This is a genomic window from Arthrobacter sp. K5, from assembly GCF_040448525.1.
GTDB classification, from domain to species: domain Bacteria; phylum Actinomycetota; class Actinomycetes; order Actinomycetales; family Micrococcaceae; genus Arthrobacter; species Arthrobacter globiformis.
This window is the reverse complement of record NZ_CP159279.1, coordinates 567,366-584,880: the sequence shown is the minus strand read 5'-3', so window position 1 is coordinate 584,880 and position 17,515 is coordinate 567,366. Positions and strand designations below refer to the sequence as shown.

Genomic DNA, 17,515 nt, shown 5'->3' with positions numbered 1-17,515 from the left:
GGCGCCGTTTACTCGTCCAACATTTCCGGCGTCACATTGGCATCCGTGCCCGGGATGCCAAGATCCGAGGCACGTTTGTCCGCCATTGCCAGCAACCGGCGGATGCGCCCGGCGATGGCGTCCTTCGTCATGGGCGGATCGGCAAGCCGGCCAAGTTCGTCGAGGCTGGCCTGCTTGTGGGCCACCCGGAGTTCGCCGGCGTACTTGAGGTGGTCGGGGACGTCGTCGCCGAGGATCTCCAGGGCCCGGTCCACCCGGGCGCCGGCTGCCACGGCGGCCTGCGCGGAGCGGCGGAGGTTGGCGTCGTCAAAGTTGGCGAGCCGGTTCGCCGTCGCCCGCACTTCCTTGCGCATGCGCCGCTCTTCCCAGACCATGAGCGCGTCATGGGCGCCCATCCGGGTGAGCAGCGCGGCGATGGTGTCGCCGTCGCGAATTACCACGCGGTCCACTCCCCTGACCTCCCGGGCCTTGGCCTGGATCCCCAGCCGGCGCGCCGCGCCGACCAGGGCCAGGGCGGATTCGGGACCGGGGCAGGTGACCTCCATGGACGAGGACCGGCCAGGTTCGGTGAGTGAGCCGTGCGCCAGGAAGGCGCCGCGCCACACCGCCTCGGCGTCCGCGGCTGAACCGTTGACGACGACGGACGGCAGCCCGCGCACGGGGCGTCCCCGGCCGTCCAGGAGCCCGGTCTGCCGGGCCAGCGCCTCACCGTCGCGGACAACGCGGACGACGTAACGGCTGCCGCGGCGCAGGCCGCTGCCGGAGACGACGATGATTTCGCTCTGGTGCCCGTAGACCTCGGCGATGGCGGCGCGCAAGCGCCGGGCGGTGGAGGCAAGATCCACCTCGGCCTCGATGACGATGCGGCCCGAAATGATGTGCAGTCCCCCGGCGAAGCGGAGCATGGCCGAGACCTCAGCCTTGCGGACTGATGATTTCTTAATATCCAGGCGGGAGAGTTCTTCCTTGACTGATGCTGTCAGTGCCATGGCACCTTTCCTAACTATTCCCGAAAATATCCTGGTAGGCCGTAGCCAGCCGCAAGGGGTCGTGGACCGGTCTCCGGCCCGAAGCCCCTACTCTACCCAAGACAACCTCGGCGCCGATCATCCCCGCTGCCCGCTCAAACTCGGCCAGGTCCGAAACCGAAGCCGGGTCCGCGAGGACCACGTCCGCGCTGAACTCCGGCGCGTAGTCCCTCAGGACGTGAAGGTGGTCCGCGGCGGACATGCCAGAGGTTTCCTTCGTGTCCATGGCGAGGTTCATGGTGAGGCAGCGCTTGGCCGGTGTATCGCAGAGCGCCTGCCGCATTTCCGGCAGCAGCAGGTGCGGCAGCACGGACGTGTACCAGGAGCCCGGACCCAGCACCACCCAGTCGGCAAGCTCAACCGCGGTCAGGGCTTCGACGCAGGCCGGAGCCTGCTCGGGAAGCAGCCGGACGCTCTCCAGCGAGCCCGCCACGGCGCAGCGCGCCTGGCCCGTGATGGTGGTGACCGTGCTGCTGCCGTCCGGCGCCGTCACGCGCACATCGCCCTCGATGGTGAGCGGAACCGTGGACATGGGCAGGACCTGTCCGCGGGCGCCGAGCAGCGCCCCGGCCCATTTCAGGCCGGCCACTGCGTCGCCGAGCAGTTCCCAGAGGGTGACGATCAGCAGGTTGCCCATGGCGTGCTCGTCAAGGGAGGCGCCGCCGCGGGCGGACCGGAACCGGTGCTGCATGACGTCGCGCCAGGTGCGGCCCCAGTCGGTGTCATCGCACAGGGCGGACAGCGCCATCCGGAGATCACCGGGCGGAAGGACGCCGTACTCCTCGCGGAGACGGCCGGAGGACCCGCCGTCGTCCGCCACGGTGACGACCGCGGTCAGTTCGGACGTCAGCAGGCGCAGTGCCGAGAGTGAGGCCGAAAGGCCGTGGCCGCCGCCAAGCGCGACGACGGTCGGTCCCTTGGCAGGCTGGGAACCGGTCAGGCCGGTCGGCGGAATGAGGGGCAGCGGGCCGGTGAGAACGCCCATTACTCGCGGCCCAGGTCCCGGTGAGTCGTGGTCACAGTTACGCGCGGATATTGCGCGAGGCGTTTGGAGAGCTCCATGGCGACTGCCACCGAGCGGTGCTTTCCGCCCGTGCATCCGACGGCGATGGTGGCGTAGTGCTTGTTCTCCCGGCGGTAGCCCTCCAGGACAGGTTCCAGGGCGAGGACGTACCGTTCCACGAAGTTCGGCACGCCCTCGGCACCGAGGACGTACTCGCTGACGTCCTGGTCCAGGCCGGTGTGCGGCCGCAGCGCGGGCACCCAGTGCGGATTCGGGATGAACCTGACGTCGGCCACGTAGTTGGCGTCCACGGGCAGGCCGTACTTGAAACCGAAGCTCATGATGTTGAGGCGGATCGCGATGGGGCCGGTCTCGGTAAACAATTCGGTGATCGCAGTGGCGAGCCCGTGCACGTTCAGGGAGGAGGTGTCCAGGACGAGGTCCGAGGAGTCGCGCAGTTCCTTGAGGAGCTCACGCTCCGCGGCGATGCCGTCCAGGATCCTGCCGCCGGCCTGCAGCGGATGCGGACGCCGTCCCTGCTCGAAGCGGCGGACCAGGACGTCATCGCTGGCGTCGAGGAACAGCACCCGGAAGGTGACACCGCTGGCTTCGAGGGCCCTCAAGGCCGCACGGATATCGGCGAACAGCGCCTTGCTGCGCACGTCCATCACCACGGCAAGCTTGGGGATGGACTGCGGGGCGTGGGACACGAGTTCGGCGAGCGTCCCCAGCATCTGCGGCGGCAGGTTCTCGACGACGTACCAGCCGTGGTCCTCCAGCGCATCGGAGGCGGTGCTGCGGCCTGCGCCGGACATTCCGGTCACGATGAGCAGTTCCGCTTCGGCGGGCTTGACCGGTGTCAGGCCGTCCTCCTCGGTACTGGACTCCGCCGTCGACTCTGCCATTAATTCCAGCCCCATTCCTGCTGTTGCTTCCCGCGCGCAGTTCCTGCGCGGTTGCTGTTTGCGGCACACGCCGATTTCCCGTACTTACCCTAACCAAGTTTCCGGGCGCGGGCTAAGTTTCCAGCACTTCCCCGGTGGTCATGTTGATCGCCGGAACGGTGTCACCCAAGCCGCCGCCTTCTCCGCCCGGACTGAAGTGCGTGACGATGGCCGCGGCCAGCGCCGGCCCAACACCCTTGGCAGCGGTCAGTTCCTCCGCCGATGCCGCCTTGATCTTCTTGACGGAGCCAAAGTGGGCGAGCAGGGCCTTCCGCTTGGAATCGCCCAGCCCGGGTACGCCGTCCAGTGCTGAGACGGTCATCGCCTTGCCCCGCTTTTGCCGGTGGAACGAGATGGCGAACCGGTGGGCCTCGTCACGGATGCGCTGCAGCATGTAGAGGCCCTGCGAGGAGCGGGGCAGGATCACCGGAAAGTCGCTGTCCGGCAGCCAGACCTCCTCGAGGCGCTTGGCGAGCCCGACCACGTAAACGTCGTCGATGCCCAGCGATTCGAGGGCGCGGGCAGCCGCGTTGACCTGCGGCTTGCCGCCGTCCACCACAACAAGGTTGGGCGGGTAGGCGAATTTTGCCCGCGGGGCCGGCGTGGTGGTGTCGGACAGCGCGTCGTCCGGCGCCGCGGCACCCGGGGCCGCCCCGTTCGCGCCGGCAGCCGCGACTGCCGGCGTGGCGACCAGTTCGGCGGCTTCAACCTGGGCCGTTTTGTCCACGAGGTAGTGCCGGAAGCGCCGCGTCAGGACGTCGTGCATCGCGGCGGTGTCGTCCGTGGCCGCGGCTCCGGTGATGGAGAACTTGCGGTAGTCGGACTTCTTGGGCAGCCCGTCCTCCACCACCACCATGGAGGCCACCACATTGGTGCCCTGGACGTGGGAGACGTCGTAGCACTCGATGCGCAGCAGCGGGACGGGGAGCTCCAGCGCCTCCTGGAGTTCCTGCAGCGCCTGGGAACGCACGGTAAGGTCGCCGGCCCGGCGGGTCTTATGGAGCCGGAGCGCGTGCTCGGCGTTTTCGCGTACCGTGGACATGAGGGCGGCCTTGTCCCCGCGCTGCGGAACGCGGATGTCCACCTTGGCTCCGCGGATGCCCGCCAGCCACACGGCCAGGTCCTGCGCATTGCTCGGCTCAACAGGCACCAGCACCTCGCGGGGAAGCCTGCCCTGGACCTCGGCGTCCTCGCCGTAGACCTGTTGGAGGAGGTGTTCGACGAGGTCGGGTGTGGTGAAGTCCTCCACCTTTTCGACCACCCAGCCGCGCTGGCCGCGGACCCGTCCGCCCCGGACATGGAACACCTGGACGGCCGCTTCGAGCTCGTCCTCGTGCAGGGCAAAAACGTCGGCGTCGGTGTCTTCGGCGAGCACCACGGCATTCCGCTCGAAGACCTTCCGGAGGGCGGTGATATCGTCGCGCAGCCGGGCGGCGCGTTCGTAGTCGAGGACGGCGACGGCGGCCCCCATTTCCTTTTCGAGCCGGGCGATGAACCGCTTGGCCTCGCCGCCCATGAAAGCGCAGAAGTCCTCGGCCAGGGCGCGGTGTTCCTCAGGGGTGACGCGGCCGACGCAGGGGGCCGAGCATTTGTCGATGTAGCCCAGCAGGCAGGGCCGGCCGCTGGCCTGGGCCCGCTTCAGCACCCCCGCACTGCAGCTCCGCACCGGAAAGACCCGCAGCAGCGTGTCCATGGTTTCCCGGATGGCACCTGCCGTGTAGGGCCCGAAATACCGCGTGCCCTTCCGCCGTTCGCCGCGCATGACCTGCACGCGGGGCAGCTTCTCGCCCATGGTGACGGCGAGGTAGGGGTACGTCTTGTCGTCCCGGAAAACCACGTTGAACCGCGGCTTGAATTCCTTGATCCAGGTGTATTCCAGCTGCAGGGATTCAAGTTCGCTGCCCACCACCGTCCACTCGACGCTGCTGGCCGCGTACACCATGGCGTGGGTCTTGGGCAGCAGCCCCGCCGGGTTCGCGAAATACGAATTTAGGCGCGACCGGAGGTTCTTCGCCTTGCCGACGTAGATGACCCTCCCATGGGGATCCCTGAACCTGTAAACACCCGGATTGGTCGGAATCTCACCCGTCTGGGGTCTATAACTCGATGGATCTGCCACGTTTCCAGTCTACTGAGCTGAGGGCCTCCGGATTGCCGCAGGCCATCCGGAGCGGACGGCCGCCTGCTGTGAGGAAGCAGCCTACTCGATGACTTTGCTCTGGTTGTAGCTGGTGGAACGCTCCTGGCCGCTGAGCTCGGCAATGGCGTCCATGATCCGGTCGGTCACCTGGCGCCGGGCGGGAAGGGAATGGTCCGGTCCGGTCTTGTCGAAGTAGATCGGCTCCCCCACCTTCATGGTGAAGTGCTGGGGCTTGACGGCATTGCGGCCAGCGGGCTGCAGCTTCTCGGTACCGATGAGTCCCACCGGGATCACCGGCGCGCCGGTGGTGAGGGCCAGCCAGCCGACGCCGGTCCGGCCGCGGTAGAGGATTCCGTCACGGGAACGGGTGCCCTCGGGGTAGATCCCGATGCCCCGGCCGTCCTCGAGGATGTCCAGGAGTGTCTTGAGGGCCTGCACGCTCGCGGCCTGCTCCCCGCGTTCCACCGGAATGGAGCCGACTGCCTCGAAGAAGGACTTCATCACCCGGCCCTTGATGCCCTTGGTGGTGAAGTACTCCGCCTTGGCAAAGAACGCCACGGGACGCGGCATGAGCGCCTGGACAATCACGCTGTCCAAAAAGGAAAGGTGGTTGGGCGCCACAATGAAGGGACCGTCCTTGGGCACGTTCTCCAGCCCGATGACGGTTGGCCGGCAGCTACCGGAGATAAGGGTCCGCGTCGTCCAGCGGACGCCGTCAAACAGCTCCATCGTTGCGCACCTCGCTCAGGGCTGCGGCACGGACGTTCTCCAGCTCCTCGACCTTGGCGCGCAGGCCGGCGGTGTCGTGCACGACGGCCACCGCACCCGCTGCCTCCAGTTCGCCGTCGGGCGCAAAACCCCAGCTGACACCGATGCAGTCGAGCCCGTTGGCCAATGCTCCGGCCACGTCCTGCGCGCGATCGCCCACCATCACGGCATGCTGCGTGCCGAGGGCCGTCATGGCGGCGGCGATGATGCCGGTCTTGCCTACCGGACCCGCCGCAGCCGCGGTCTCGTCCGCGGCTGAGCCTTTGATGGTGAGGAACCGGCGAGCGATTTTGTGGTGTTCAAGCACGATATGCGCAAGGGCCTGCGGCTTTTGCGTCGCCACCGCTACGGGCCGCCCCGCCTCGACATAGCCGTCCAGCAGGTCCACGATGCCCGGGTACAGGCGGCTCTGGGCAATGCCGGAGTCCAGGTAATGCATCCGGTAGGTCCGGATGACCGCCTTGAGCATGGCCGGCGGAACAGCCGCGACGTTCAGCAGGGAGTCGCTCAGCTTGGGACCCACCATCGCGTCTAGAAGGTCCTGGCTTGGGACAGCAAGGCCATGTTCGGTGAGGGCCGCGGCAATTCCGTCTGTTATCCCGCCGGCCGGATCGACAAGAGTGCCGTCCAGGTCGAAGATCACGGGCACTGTTGTTGAAGTCACCGGCTTAGTTTCTCACGATGGCACGCCTGCTCAAACTCGTATGCCTTCCGAAGAATACTTCCGCCCCCGCAGACGAGTTTTGTAGACGTATCACGACTTCCGGGGCGTTTAGCGGCCATCATCTGTAGAAAAACTCCGCTCCAACGGAGGACGACGGCGGCCCGCCAGTTGGTCTGGCGGGCCGCCATGGTGGTTTGGGGTCTTAGTTGGTTGGCGTCTCGGGGCTCGGGCCGCTAGCCGAGGATTTCGGCCAGGAACTTCGCGGTGTGGCTTTCCGAGGACTTGGAGACCTGCTCGGGGGTGCCGGAGGCCACGATCCGGCCGCCGCCGGAACCCCCGTCAGGGCCCAGGTCCACGATCCAGTCTGCGCTCTTGATGACGTCGAGGTTGTGCTCGATGGTGATGACCGTGTTGCCCTTCTCCACGAGGCCCTGCAGCACCATGAGCAGCTTCCGGATGTCCTCGAAGTGAAGCCCGGTGGTTGGCTCGTCCAGGACATAGACGCTGCGGCCGTTGGACCGTTTCTGGAGCTCGGCGGCCAGCTTCACGCGCTGCGCCTCGCCGCCGGACAGCGTGGTGGCGGGCTGGCCCAGCCGGACGTATCCGAGGCCGACGTCCACGAGCGTCTTGAGGTGGCGGGCAATCGGGGAGAACGCCGCGAAGAATTCGGCTCCCTCCTCGATGGGCATGTTCAGGACATCGGCGATGGTCTTGCCCTTGTAGTGCACCTCGAGGGTCTCGCGGTTGTAGCGAGCACCGTGACAAACCTCGCACGGGACGTAGACGTCCGGCAGGAAGTTCATCTCGATCTTGAGCGTGCCGTCACCGGAGCAGGCCTCGCAGCGGCCGCCCTTGACGTTGAAGGAGAACCGTCCGGGCATGTAGCCGCGGACCTTGGCTTCGGTGGTCTCGGCAAAGAGCTTCCGGATGTGGTCGAACACGCCGGTGTACGTTGCCGGGTTGGAGCGCGGGGTACGGCCGATGGGGCTCTGGTCCACGTGCACCACCTTGTCCAGGTGCTCGAGGCCCTGGACAGTGCGGTGGCGCCCGGCCACCTGCTTGGCGCCGTTGAGCTTGTTGGCCAGCACCTTGTACAGGATCTCGTTGACCAGGGTGGACTTGCCGGAGCCGCTGACGCCGGTCACGGCTGTGAACAGGCCCAGGGGGAAAGCGGCATCAACGTTCACGAGGTTGTTCTCGCGGGCGCCGACCACCTTCAGCTCACGCTTCTTGTCGTACTTGCGCCGCTTCTTGGGGACGTCGATGCTCTTTCGGCCGGAGAGGTAGTCCCCGGTCAGGGACTTCGTGTTCTCCAGGAGTGCCTTGTAGGACCCCGAGTGGACCACCTGCCCGCCGTGCTCGCCGGCTCCCGGGCCGATATCCACGATCCAGTCTGCCTCGTGGATGGTGTCCTCGTCGTGCTCGACCACAATGAGGGTGTTGCCCAGGTCCCGCAGCCGGGTCAGGGTCTCAATCAGGCGCCGGTTGTCCCGCTGGTGCAGCCCGATGGAGGGCTCGTCCAGGACGTACAGGACGCCCACGAGGCCGGAGCCGATCTGGGTGGCCAGCCTGATGCGCTGGGCCTCGCCGCCGGAGAGGGTGCCGGAGGGGCGCTCCAGGTTGAGGTATTCCAGGCCCACGTCCAGCAGGAAGGTCAGGCGGGCCTGGATCTCCTTGAGGACCTGATGGGCGATCTGGGCCTCACGGCCGGTCAACACGAGGTTGTCCAGGAATGCTGCGCATTCGCGCATGGGCAGCCGCGCGACGTCGGCAATGGATTTGCCGTTGATGAGAACCGAGAGCGACGCCGGGTTCAGCCGGGCGCCGTTGCAGGCGGGGCAGGGGATCTGCCGCATGTATTCCTCGTAGCGGTCCCTGGCGTAGTCAGACTCGGTTTCGGTGTGCTTGCGGTGCACGTACTGCACCACGCCTTCGAAGCCGGTGCTGTACTTGCGCTCCCTGCCGAACCGGTTGCGGTACTGCACCACAACCTTGTGGTCCTTGCCGTGCAGGACAGTCTGCCGGACCTCGGACGGAAGGTCCTGCCACGGTGTGGTCATGGAGAACCCGAGCTCTTTGGCGAGTCCGCCGAGCAGACGGTTCCAGTACTCGGTGGTGGCGGTGCCCAGGGACCACGGCGCGATGGCTCCGTCCTCCAGCGCGAGCTCCGGGTTGGGAATGATGAGTTCCTCGTCGACTTCCAGCCGGGTGCCGATGCCGCTGCAGGCCGAGCAGGCGCCGAACGGGTTGTTGAACGAGAAGGACCGGGGCTCAATCTCGTCGATGGCGAGCGGATGCTCATTGGGGCAGGCCAGGTTTTCCGAAAAGGCGCGCGTGCGGTGGGGGTCGTCGGATTCCAGGTCGACGAAGTCGGCCAGGACGCGTCCCTCAGCCAGGCCAAGGGCCGTCTCGATGGAGTCTGTCAGGCGCTGCCGGATGCCTTCCTTGACCACGAGCCGGTCCACCACCACCTCAATGGTGTGTTTGAACTGCTTGCCCAGCTTGGGCGGATCGCTCAGCTGGACGAGGTCGCCGTCGACCCGGGCGCGGGAATACCCCTTCGCCGTCAATTCCTTGAAGAGGTCGACGAACTCACCCTTGCGCCCCCGCACCACGGGAGCGAGGATCTGGAAGCGGGTGCCGTCCTCCAGTTCGAGCAGCTGGTCCACGATCTGCTGCGGCGTCTGCTTGATGACGGGTTCACCGCAGACGGGGCAGTGCGGACGGCCCACGCGTGCCCACAGGAGACGCATGTAGTCGTAAATTTCGGTGATCGTGCCCACGGTGGAGCGTGGATTCTTGCTCGTGGACTTCTGGTCGATCGAGACCGCGGGCGACAGGCCCTCGATGAAGTCGACGTCGGGCTTGTCCACCTGGCCCAGGAACTGCCGGGCGTAGGCGGAGAGCGATTCGACGTAGCGGCGCTGGCCCTCGGCGAAGATGGTATCGAAGGCCAGGGACGACTTTCCGGAGCCGGACAGGCCCGTGAAGACGATCATGGCATCGCGCGGCAGGTCGAGGTCAACGTTGCGGAGGTTGTGCTCGCGGGCGCCCTTGACCACCAGCCGGGACAGGTCCGGGCGCGCCGGTTTGGCGGGGTTGAGGGGGACGACGGCGGAGGGGACAACGGCGGTTTCTTCAGCTACGGCTTTAGGCACCCACTAATGCTAGTCGAAAACTTCTTCGAATATCCACGCGGGTGTGCTATGCCACCCTCACTACTCAGCGTCGTAAGCAGCCGCCAACAGGTGGACCGCCTCCGCGAACGTTGCGCCCTGCGATTTCGCGGCTGCCGCATACTCGGCTGCGGCCTCGGACAAAGCCCCCCAGCGCTCGTCGCGGGCGCAGACCACCGTCCCGTTCCGGCCCTTCGTGGCGACGACGCCCGCAGCTTCGAGTTCCTTGTACGCCCGGGCCACCGTGTGGGGTGCCACGCCGAGGGTTCCGGCGAGGGCCCGCACCGCCGGCAGCCGTGTACCGGGGGCAAGCTTTCCCTGGTCCGCCTGTTCGATCACGTGGAGACGCAGCTGCTCGAAGAGGGCCACGGAGCTGCCGGTGTTCGGCTTCCACCGCCCCGGGAAGGCATCCCCGGCGGTCACAGGCCGGACTCCCGGTAGCGCTGCTTGCCGGCGGCGTGCCTGCCGTGGTGCCGGCGGATGGCGCCGAGTTCGCGGTCTACCCCGCGGAACTGGGCCTCATACAGGTGCCGGTAATGACCGTCCACGGACAGCAGGCTGCTGTGCGTCCCCTGTTCAACAATGCGTCCGTGATCCATGACGAGAATTAGATCAGCGTCGCGCACGGTGGACAACCTGTGGGCAATGATGAAGTTCGTCTTGCCCTGCCTCAGCCGGTTCATCGCAAGCTTGATCTGCACCTCGGTCCGGGTGTCAACGGAACTTGTTGCCTCATCCAGGATCAGGACGCTGCGGTCGGCGAGCCGGGCCCGCGCGATGGTGATCAGTTGCCTTTGGCCCTGGCTCAGCGAATCGCCGTCGTCCCCCAGGACCGTGGCGTAACCGGCGGGCAGCGACCGCACAAAGTGGTCCACGTGGCTGGCCTCGGCGGCTGCCAGGACCCGGTCATCGTCCGCCCCGGGCCAGCCGTACTCGATGTTGTCGCGCACCGTGCCGCTGAACAGCCAGACGTCCTGCATGACCACGGCGAAATTGGACCGCAGCGAGTCCACAGGCACCGTGGCGATGTCCGTGCCGTCGATCGTAATACGGCCTGAATCGAGCTCATAGAAGCGCATGAGGAGGTTCATCACGGTGGTCTTGCCGGCGCCGGTGTGGCCCACGATGGCCACGGTCTGGCCCGGGAGGACGGAGAACGACAGCCCGCTGACGGCCGGTGCCCCCCGGGTGTATGCAAAGGTGACGTCCTCGAAATCTATCCGGCCGCGGAGGTTTTCGTGGCGGGCCGGAACCTGGTCCTCGCGCGGGATCTCAGGTTCGTCCAGCAGGGCGAAGACCCGTTCCGCCGAGGCTGCGCAGGACTGCATGAGGGTAAGCATGCCGCCGATCTGGCCCATCGGCTGGGTGAACAGCCGGCTGAACTGGATGAACGCCTGGATGCCGCCGATCGTCATTCCGCCGGCCGCCACCTGCAGGGCGCCGACGACGGCCACGGCCACGTAGTTAAGGTTGGCGACGAAAACCATCAGCGGCTGCACGGCTCCGGAGACGAACTGGGCGCGGGCGCTGCTCCGGGCCAGCCGGTCGTTGCCGCGGCCGAAGATGGCCGAGACCCTGTCCTGCTGCCCAAATGCCTTGATCACCTCGTGACCGGTGATGAATTCCTCAATATGGGCGTTCACCTCCCCGGTGGATGCCCATTGGGCGCTGAAATAGGCCTGCGACTGGCGCGCCATGAACACCGTTATCAGCGTGGACAGCGGCACGGACAACAGGGCGATGGCGGCCAGCAGCGGGGAGATCCACAGCATCATGGCCAGCGAACCGCACAGCATCAGAACGGACATGATCAGCTGCGTGAGCAGCTGGTTGAGCGCCTGCGAGATGTTGTCGACGTCGTTGGTTGCCCTGCTGAGGACATCGCCCCTGGCCTGCTCGTGGAAGTGCGCGGACGGCAGCCGGTGCAGTTTGTCCTCGACGGCGGCGCGAAGACCGAAAACAAGCCGCTGCACAGTCTGGGCGGTCAGGGCTCCCTGGACCCAGTTGAAAACGGAGGTCCCGACGTACATCAGCGACACCACAGCGAGCAGCGCCGCCAGCCTGCCGGCGTCGAACGTGCCATGCATGAAACCGTCGACGATGACGTCGGTGGCGTCACCCAGGAGCTTGGGAGCCGCCACGTTGAGGGCGGCGAAGCCGCAGGTCGCCGCGACGGCCAGGGCCATCCTGCCCTTGAACGGGCGCAGCAAGCCCAGGAGGCGTCTGGCCGCCGGCAGGAAACTGCCCGTCTTGCGTTCGGCGGCGTGCGAGCCCTTCATGGGCGCCCGGCCCTCATGGCTGCCCGGCCCTCATGGCTGCTCATCGAGGGCCAGCTGCGACTCGGCGATCTCCCGGTAGGTGGGTGATGAGACCAGCAGTTCAGTGTGGGTTCCCTGGGCCACCAGCCGGCCTTCCTCGAGCACCAGGATCCGGTCCGCACCCATGATGGTCGGGATGCGTTCAGCCACCATCAGCACCGTTGCCGCTGCCAGCACCGGCTCCAGCGCCCGCGTAACTGCGGCCTCGGTGGCATAGTCCAGGGCGGAAAAACTGTCGTCAAAGAGGTAAAGATCCGCGGTGCGGAGCATCGCTCGGGCAATGCAGAGGCGCTGCCGCTGCCCGCCCGAAAGCCCGGCCCCGCCCTGCGCGACGGCGGCATGCAGGCCGTCCGGGAGCAGACGGACGAAGTCCTCGGCCTGCGCCAACCGCAGGGCCCTCCACAGGTCGTCCTCAGTTGCCTCCGGCGCGGCCATCCGCAGGTTGCTTGCCACAGTGCCTGAGAAGAGATACGAGTGCTGCGGCACCACCGAAATCCGTTCCCGAAGCCGGTCAGCGGGCAGTTTCCGGATGTCGGCTCCGCCCAACCGGATTTCGCCTGACGTGGCGTTCAGGAACCGCGGCAGGAGATTCAGGAGCGTGGTCTTACCGCTGCCGGTGGCACCGATGATGGCCGTGGTGGTGCCCGGTCCGGCAGTAAAAGAGATGTCGGCCAGGACCGGGGACTCCGCCCCGGGATAGGCGAACCAGACGTGGCTGAACTCGACTCCCCCGCCGGCGACGGCAGCCGGCTCCGCGGTTGCCGGATCCGCGATTGTTGGCTCCGCGATTGTTGGCACCGGGGCGGACGCCGTCCCGGCTAGCCCTGCCCCTGCGGGCCCCGGCACGGCGGGTACCGCCAGTGCCGGGGTCACGTCCAGCACGTCCTGGATCCGCTCGGCGCAGACGGCCGCGCGGGGTGCGGTGCTGAACACATACATGGCCATCATGATGGCCAGCAGGATCTGCAGGATGTAGGCGATGAGGGCCGTGAGGGCACCCACCTCCATATTGCCGCTGCCGATCAGTTGCCCACCGAACCAGACCACGGCCACCGAGGAGAGGTTCACCACGATCATGATCATCGGAAGCATGCCCGCAACCAGGAGCGCGGACTGGAGGTTGTTGTTCGTCAGCCGCCGGTTCGCTTCCGTGAACCGGGTCACTTCATGCTTCTGCCGGACAAAGCCCCGGATGACGTTTGCGCCAATGATCTGTTCGCGGAGGATCCGGGTGATGCCGTCGATAAGGGCCTGGCCCTGCCGGTAGAGCGGTATGAGGCGGCGCACGATCAAGTACATGATGAGCACCAGCACCGGAACTATGACGATCACGACAGAGGACAGGGCCGCATTTTGCTGGATGGCCAGGATGATTCCCCCGATGCCCATGACCGGCGCCGCGGCGAGCATGGTGAAGAGCAGGACCGCGAAGGTCTGGATTTGCTGGACGTCGTTGGTTGCCCTGGTGACGAGGCTGGGGGCGCCGAAGGTCCCGATCTCCTGGGATGACATCGCCTGGACCTGGGCGAACAGCTCCCGTCTCAGGCGGTGGCCAATTTTCATGGCGACGTCGGCCCCGAGGTATCCGGCGGCCAGGGCGGCTGCGGCCTGGACCGCGGTGAGCACCAGCATCCAGCCGCCAAGCCCCAGGATTACCCCGGGCTGGTTGGCGAGGATCCCGTCGTCGATGATGCTGGCATTCAGCGTCGGCAGCAGCAGGTTTCCTGCCGTCTGCACCACCTGCAGCACGATGATCGCCCACACAGCGGCCCGGTGCTCGCCAAGGAGGCGGAGCATTAAGCCAATCAGCACCGCGCCTCCTCTATCGCCAAGGCGTACGGGAGCCTGGGCAGGCCCCCAATGACCGCTTGGCCATTGTAAGCCAGATCACATGGGACCGCGCGGGACATTCCGCGCGCGGCGGGAGCGGCTGCCCTAGAGCTTGCGGGCCACCGCGAAGATCCTGCGGAACGGGTACACCGTGCCGTGCGGCGTGGCCGGATAGGCCTCGGCCAGCCGGGCGCCGTATTCGGCCTCGAACTCGGCGGCATCGTCCGGCGGCAGCGCAGCCAGCACGGGCCGCAGGCCGGCGCCGCGCACCCAATCCAGCACCGGGTTTTCGCCCGTGAGCACCTGCTGGTAGGTGGTCTCCCACGCGTCTGCCGCGCACCCGGCGTCGAGCATGATCTCGAGGTATTTTGCGGGATGCGCCACCGCCTCATCGTGGCGCAGCACGCCGGCAAGCTTCCCGGCCCACTTCGGCGACTCGGCGGCGTCGCGCATCAGGGTATGGGACGCGGACGTGAAGTTCCCCGGCACCTGGAGGGCAAACCACGCGCCCGGCTTCAGCGCCTTCAGCCAGCCGGCCAGCAGTTCGGGGTGCCCGGGGACCCACTGCAGAGCCGCGTTGCTCACCACCACATCGGTGTCCGCGGAGGGGGCCCACGAAGCGATGTCCCCGAGCCGGAACTCCAGTCCCGGCGCGGACTGCCGGTGATGTTCGGCCGTGGCCAGCATTTCGGCGGAGGAGTCCAGGCCCACCACCCGCGCGTCAGGCCAGCGGGCTGCGAGCGTGGCGGTCAGGTTGCCGGGACCACAACCCAGGTCCACCACCTGCCGCGGGTCGTCGGGGAGGACGCGGCCGGTCAGGTCAAAGAACGGACGCTGCCGGTAGTCCCCGAACTGAACGTATTTGGCGGGATCCCACACATGGCCTCCGTTTGTTCGTTGAAGCTTGTTCGTTGAAGCTTCGTCCTTGAAGTTTTGTCCTGGCAGAGCGAGCCTAACGCCGGGCTGGACTGAAACTGTCCAGGGACGCGCTGGCACTAAGCTGGGAGGCAATGAAACTCGTTGAACAGCTCCCCGCCCCGTCCGCACGGATCACCACCGGAACCGGCGCGGACCCGGACACGCTGTACGAGCGCTTCGTGGAGTGGACCGAAAGCCGCGGCCTGCAGCTCTACCCGGCCCAGGACGAGGCCATCATGGAGCTGGCCTCCGGCGCCAACGTGATCCTCGCGACGCCTACCGGATCAGGCAAGTCACTCGTTGCCATTGCCGCCCACTTCCAGGCGATGGCCCGCGGCGAGCGCAGCTATTACACGGCCCCCATCAAGGCCCTGGTCTCCGAGAAGTTCTTCGCCCTCTGCGAGATCTTCGGGGCGGAGAACGTCGGCATGATCACCGGCGACTCCGGCGTGAACCAGGACGCCCCGATCATCTGCTGCACCGCCGAAATCCTGGCCAACACCGCCCTGCGCGAAGGCGCGGCGGCCGAGCTGGGCGCTGTGATCATGGACGAATTCCATTTCTACTCCGATCCGCAGCGCGGCTGGGCGTGGCAGGTTCCGCTGCTGGAACTCCCACAGGCACAGTTTCTCCTGATGTCCGCCACGCTGGGCGACGTCAGCCGGTTCGAAGCCGGCATGACCGAACTCACAGGACGGCCGACCACCACCGTCAGCTCGGCCGAACGCCCCATTCCGCTGCACTACTATTACCGCGAGACGCCGGTTCACGAAACCCTCGAAGAGCTGCTCGGCACCAAGGAGGTGCCGGTCTATGTGGTGCATTTCAGCCAGGCGGAGGCCATCGAGCGCGCCCAGACGCTCATGAGCATCAACGTGTGCACGCGCGAGGAAAAGGACAGGATCGCCGAGCTCATCGCGAACTTCCGTTTCGCGGCGGGCTTCGGCAAGACCCTGAACCGCCTCGTCCGGCACGGCATCGGCGTGCACCATGCGGGCATGCTGCCCAAGTACCGCCGGCTCGTGGAGCAACTGGCCCAGGCCGGCCTGCTCAAGGTTATCTGCGGCACGGACACGCTGGGCGTGGGGATCAACGTGCCCATCCGCACTGTCGTGCTCACCGCCCTGAGCAAGTACGACGGCGTACGCACCCGCCTGCTCAACTCCCGTGAGTTCCACCAGATTGCCGGAAGGGCCGGCCGGGCCGGCTACGATACGGCCGGCACCGTGGTGGTGCAGGCCCCCGAGCACGTCGTGGAAAACGTCAAGGCGATGGCCAAGGCCACCGCGAAGTTCGGCGACGACCAGCGGAAGCTGCGCCAGGTGGTGAAGAAAAAGCCGCCGGAGGGATTCGTGTCCTGGGGCGAACCGACCTACAACCGCCTGGTGGACTCTGTCCCGGACCCACTGAACTCCAGCTTCACCGTTACACATGCGATGCTGATGAACCTCATGGAGCGTCCCGGCGACCCGTTCGCGGCGGCGCGCCGGCTCTTGACCGAAAACCACGAAAGCCGTCCCTCGCAGCTGCGGCTGATGAAGAAGGCCCTGGGGATCTACCGGGAACTGCTCGCCGCCGAGGTGGTGGAACGCATCCCGGCCGCGGAACAGGGGCCGGACGGCCGCACGGTGCGCCTGACCGTACACCTGCAGCCTAACTTCGCTCTGAACCAGCCGCTTTCGCCGTTTGCCCTGGCCGCGCTGGACCTGATGGATCCGGAATCGCCGTCCTACGCCGTCGACGTCGTCTCCGTCATTGAAGCCACGCTGGAGAAGCCGCGGCAGATCCTCTCGGCGCAGCAGAAGAAGGCACGCGGCGAGGCGGTGGCCGCCATGAAGGCTGACGGCATCGAGTATGAGCAGCGGATGGCCATGCTTGACGAGGTCACCTACCCCCAGCCGCTCGCGGAAATCCTGGGCGAGGCCTTCGAGGTGTACCGCAAGGCAGCCCCGTGGGTGGGCGACTTTGAGCTGGCTCCCAAGTCGGTCATCCGGGACATGTACGAGCGCGCGATGAACTTCGGCGAGTTCGTGCAGTTCTACGGCCTTGCCCGTTCCGAGGGGATCGTGTTGCGGTACCTGGCGGATGGCTTCAAAGCACTCCGGCAGACCGTGCCGCAGGATGCGCTGCGGGAGGACCTCGAGGATCTGATCGCCTGGCTCGGCGAGCTGGTGCGCCAGGTGGATTCCAGCCTGCTGGACGAGTGGGAGGAGCTGGCGTCCGGTGCCGCCCCGACGCCTCACGACGCACCGCCTCCCCCGCCGCCGTCGCTCACGTCCAACATCCGGGCGTTCCGGGTCATGGTCCGGAACGAGATGTTCCGCCGCGTCGAGCTTTTCGCCGACGAGGACGCCACCGCACTGGGCGAGCTCGACGGCGACGCCGGCTGGGATGCGGACCGCTGGGAAGACGTCCTGGACGACTATTTCGACGAGCACGACGACATCGGCATCGGCCCTGACGCCCGCGGTCCCGGGCTGCTCATCATCACCGAGGAGCCCGGCGTCTGGAAGGTCCGGCAGATCTTCGATGATCCGGCGGGCAACCACGACTGGGGAATATCCGCGGAGGTGGATCTGGCTGCCTCGGACGAGACCGGCACCGCGGTGGTCCGGGTGACCGGGGCGACCGGCTCTGATCGGCGCTGTCCTCTGACCGGCGCTGTCCGGATCGGGAAGGCTATTTCGGCAAACTGAGACCTCCGCGTGAGCGGGCAGTGCATTGCC

Annotated in this window: 12 protein-coding genes; 1 reads left to right on the top strand and 11 read right to left on the bottom strand. The window is 66.9% G+C overall.

Going from position 1 to position 17,515, the window contains the following annotated elements; genetic code table 11:
• Positions 1 to 8: 8 nt before the first annotated feature.
• The 11 genes from whiA to ABRP34_RS02385 form a co-directional block, all read right to left on the bottom strand.
• The gene (gene whiA / locus ABRP34_RS02435) at positions 9 to 989 is read right to left on the bottom strand and encodes a DNA-binding protein WhiA (RefSeq protein ID WP_003805560.1); all 981 of its coding nucleotides are present in this window, start codon (positions 987 to 989) and stop codon (positions 9 to 11) included.
• A gap of 10 nt (positions 990 to 999) precedes the next feature.
• A complete protein-coding gene (gene yvcK / locus ABRP34_RS02430; protein WP_003805559.1) occupies positions 1,000 to 2,013 on the bottom strand; it encodes a uridine diphosphate-N-acetylglucosamine-binding protein YvcK in 1,014 nt (337 codons plus the stop codon).
• Positions 2,013 to 2,936 (bottom strand): RNase adapter RapZ, encoded by a 924-nt coding sequence (rapZ, locus tag ABRP34_RS02425; protein WP_043419783.1) that lies wholly within the window; start codon positions 2,934 to 2,936, stop codon positions 2,013 to 2,015. The genes yvcK and rapZ overlap by 1 nt, the downstream gene beginning before the upstream one ends.
• A 112-nt stretch (positions 2,937 to 3,048) precedes the next feature.
• On the bottom strand, positions 3,049 to 5,094 hold the full coding sequence (gene uvrC / locus ABRP34_RS02420; protein ID WP_353712132.1) for an excinuclease ABC subunit UvrC: 2,046 nt from the start codon (positions 5,092 to 5,094) through the stop codon (positions 3,049 to 3,051).
• A gap of 81 nt (positions 5,095 to 5,175) precedes the next feature.
• The gene (locus ABRP34_RS02415; protein ID WP_003805555.1) at positions 5,176 to 5,844 is read right to left on the bottom strand and encodes a lysophospholipid acyltransferase family protein; all 669 of its coding nucleotides are present in this window, start codon (positions 5,842 to 5,844) and stop codon (positions 5,176 to 5,178) included.
• Positions 5,831 to 6,547 carry an HAD hydrolase-like protein gene (locus ABRP34_RS02410; protein ID WP_353712131.1) on the bottom strand — a complete coding sequence of 239 codons (717 nt, stop codon included), beginning with the start codon at positions 6,545 to 6,547 and terminating at the stop codon, positions 5,831 to 5,833. The genes ABRP34_RS02415 and ABRP34_RS02410 overlap by 14 nt, the downstream gene beginning before the upstream one ends.
• A 233-nt stretch (positions 6,548 to 6,780) precedes the next feature.
• Complete coding sequence (gene uvrA / locus ABRP34_RS02405; protein ID WP_003805551.1) at positions 6,781 to 9,705, bottom strand: excinuclease ABC subunit UvrA; 2,925 nt, start codon at positions 9,703 to 9,705, stop codon at positions 6,781 to 6,783.
• A gap of 60 nt (positions 9,706 to 9,765) precedes the next feature.
• Complete coding sequence (locus ABRP34_RS02400) at positions 9,766 to 10,146, bottom strand: GntR family transcriptional regulator (RefSeq protein WP_353712130.1); 381 nt, start codon at positions 10,144 to 10,146, stop codon at positions 9,766 to 9,768.
• Positions 10,143 to 12,002 (bottom strand): ABC transporter ATP-binding protein, encoded by a 1,860-nt coding sequence (locus ABRP34_RS02395; RefSeq protein ID WP_353712129.1) that lies wholly within the window; start codon positions 12,000 to 12,002, stop codon positions 10,143 to 10,145. Before ABRP34_RS02395 ends, ABRP34_RS02400 begins: the two co-directional genes overlap by 4 nt.
• A gap of 30 nt (positions 12,003 to 12,032) precedes the next feature.
• On the bottom strand, positions 12,033 to 13,853 hold the full coding sequence (locus ABRP34_RS02390; RefSeq protein WP_353712128.1) for an ABC transporter ATP-binding protein: 1,821 nt from the start codon (positions 13,851 to 13,853) through the stop codon (positions 12,033 to 12,035).
• Positions 13,854 to 13,976: 123 nt separating this feature from the next.
• Positions 13,977 to 14,750, bottom strand: coding sequence for a trans-aconitate 2-methyltransferase (locus tag ABRP34_RS02385; protein WP_353712127.1), 774 nt, complete (start codon positions 14,748 to 14,750; stop codon positions 13,977 to 13,979).
• A gap of 131 nt (positions 14,751 to 14,881) precedes the next feature.
• On the opposite strand from ABRP34_RS02385, the gene ABRP34_RS02380 reads away from it, so the two are divergent.
• A complete protein-coding gene (locus ABRP34_RS02380; protein ID WP_353712126.1) occupies positions 14,882 to 17,485 on the top strand; it encodes a DUF3516 domain-containing protein in 2,604 nt (867 codons plus the stop codon).
• The last annotated feature ends 30 nt before the right edge of the window (positions 17,486 to 17,515 follow it).

What these genes read in the sequence shown, in the direction of transcription:
- whiA (WP_003805560.1), bottom strand. Translation starts at nt 989, where the DNA reads ATGGCACTGACAGCATCAGTCAAGGAAGAACTCTCCCGCCTGGATATT.
- yvcK (WP_003805559.1), bottom strand. Translation starts at nt 2,013, where the DNA reads ATGGGCGTTCTCACCGGCCCGCTGCCCCTCATTCCGCCGACCGGCCTG.
- rapZ (WP_043419783.1), bottom strand. Translation starts at nt 2,936, where the DNA reads ATGGCAGAGTCGACGGCGGAGTCCAGTACCGAGGAGGACGGCCTGACA.
- ABRP34_RS02415 (WP_003805555.1), bottom strand. Translation starts at nt 5,844, where the DNA reads ATGGAGCTGTTTGACGGCGTCCGCTGGACGACGCGGACCCTTATCTCC.
- ABRP34_RS02395 (WP_353712129.1), bottom strand. Translation starts at nt 12,002, where the DNA reads ATGAAGGGCTCGCACGCCGCCGAACGCAAGACGGGCAGTTTCCTGCCG.
- ABRP34_RS02380 (WP_353712126.1), top strand. Translation starts at nt 14,882, where the DNA reads ATGAAACTCGTTGAACAGCTCCCCGCCCCGTCCGCACGGATCACCACC.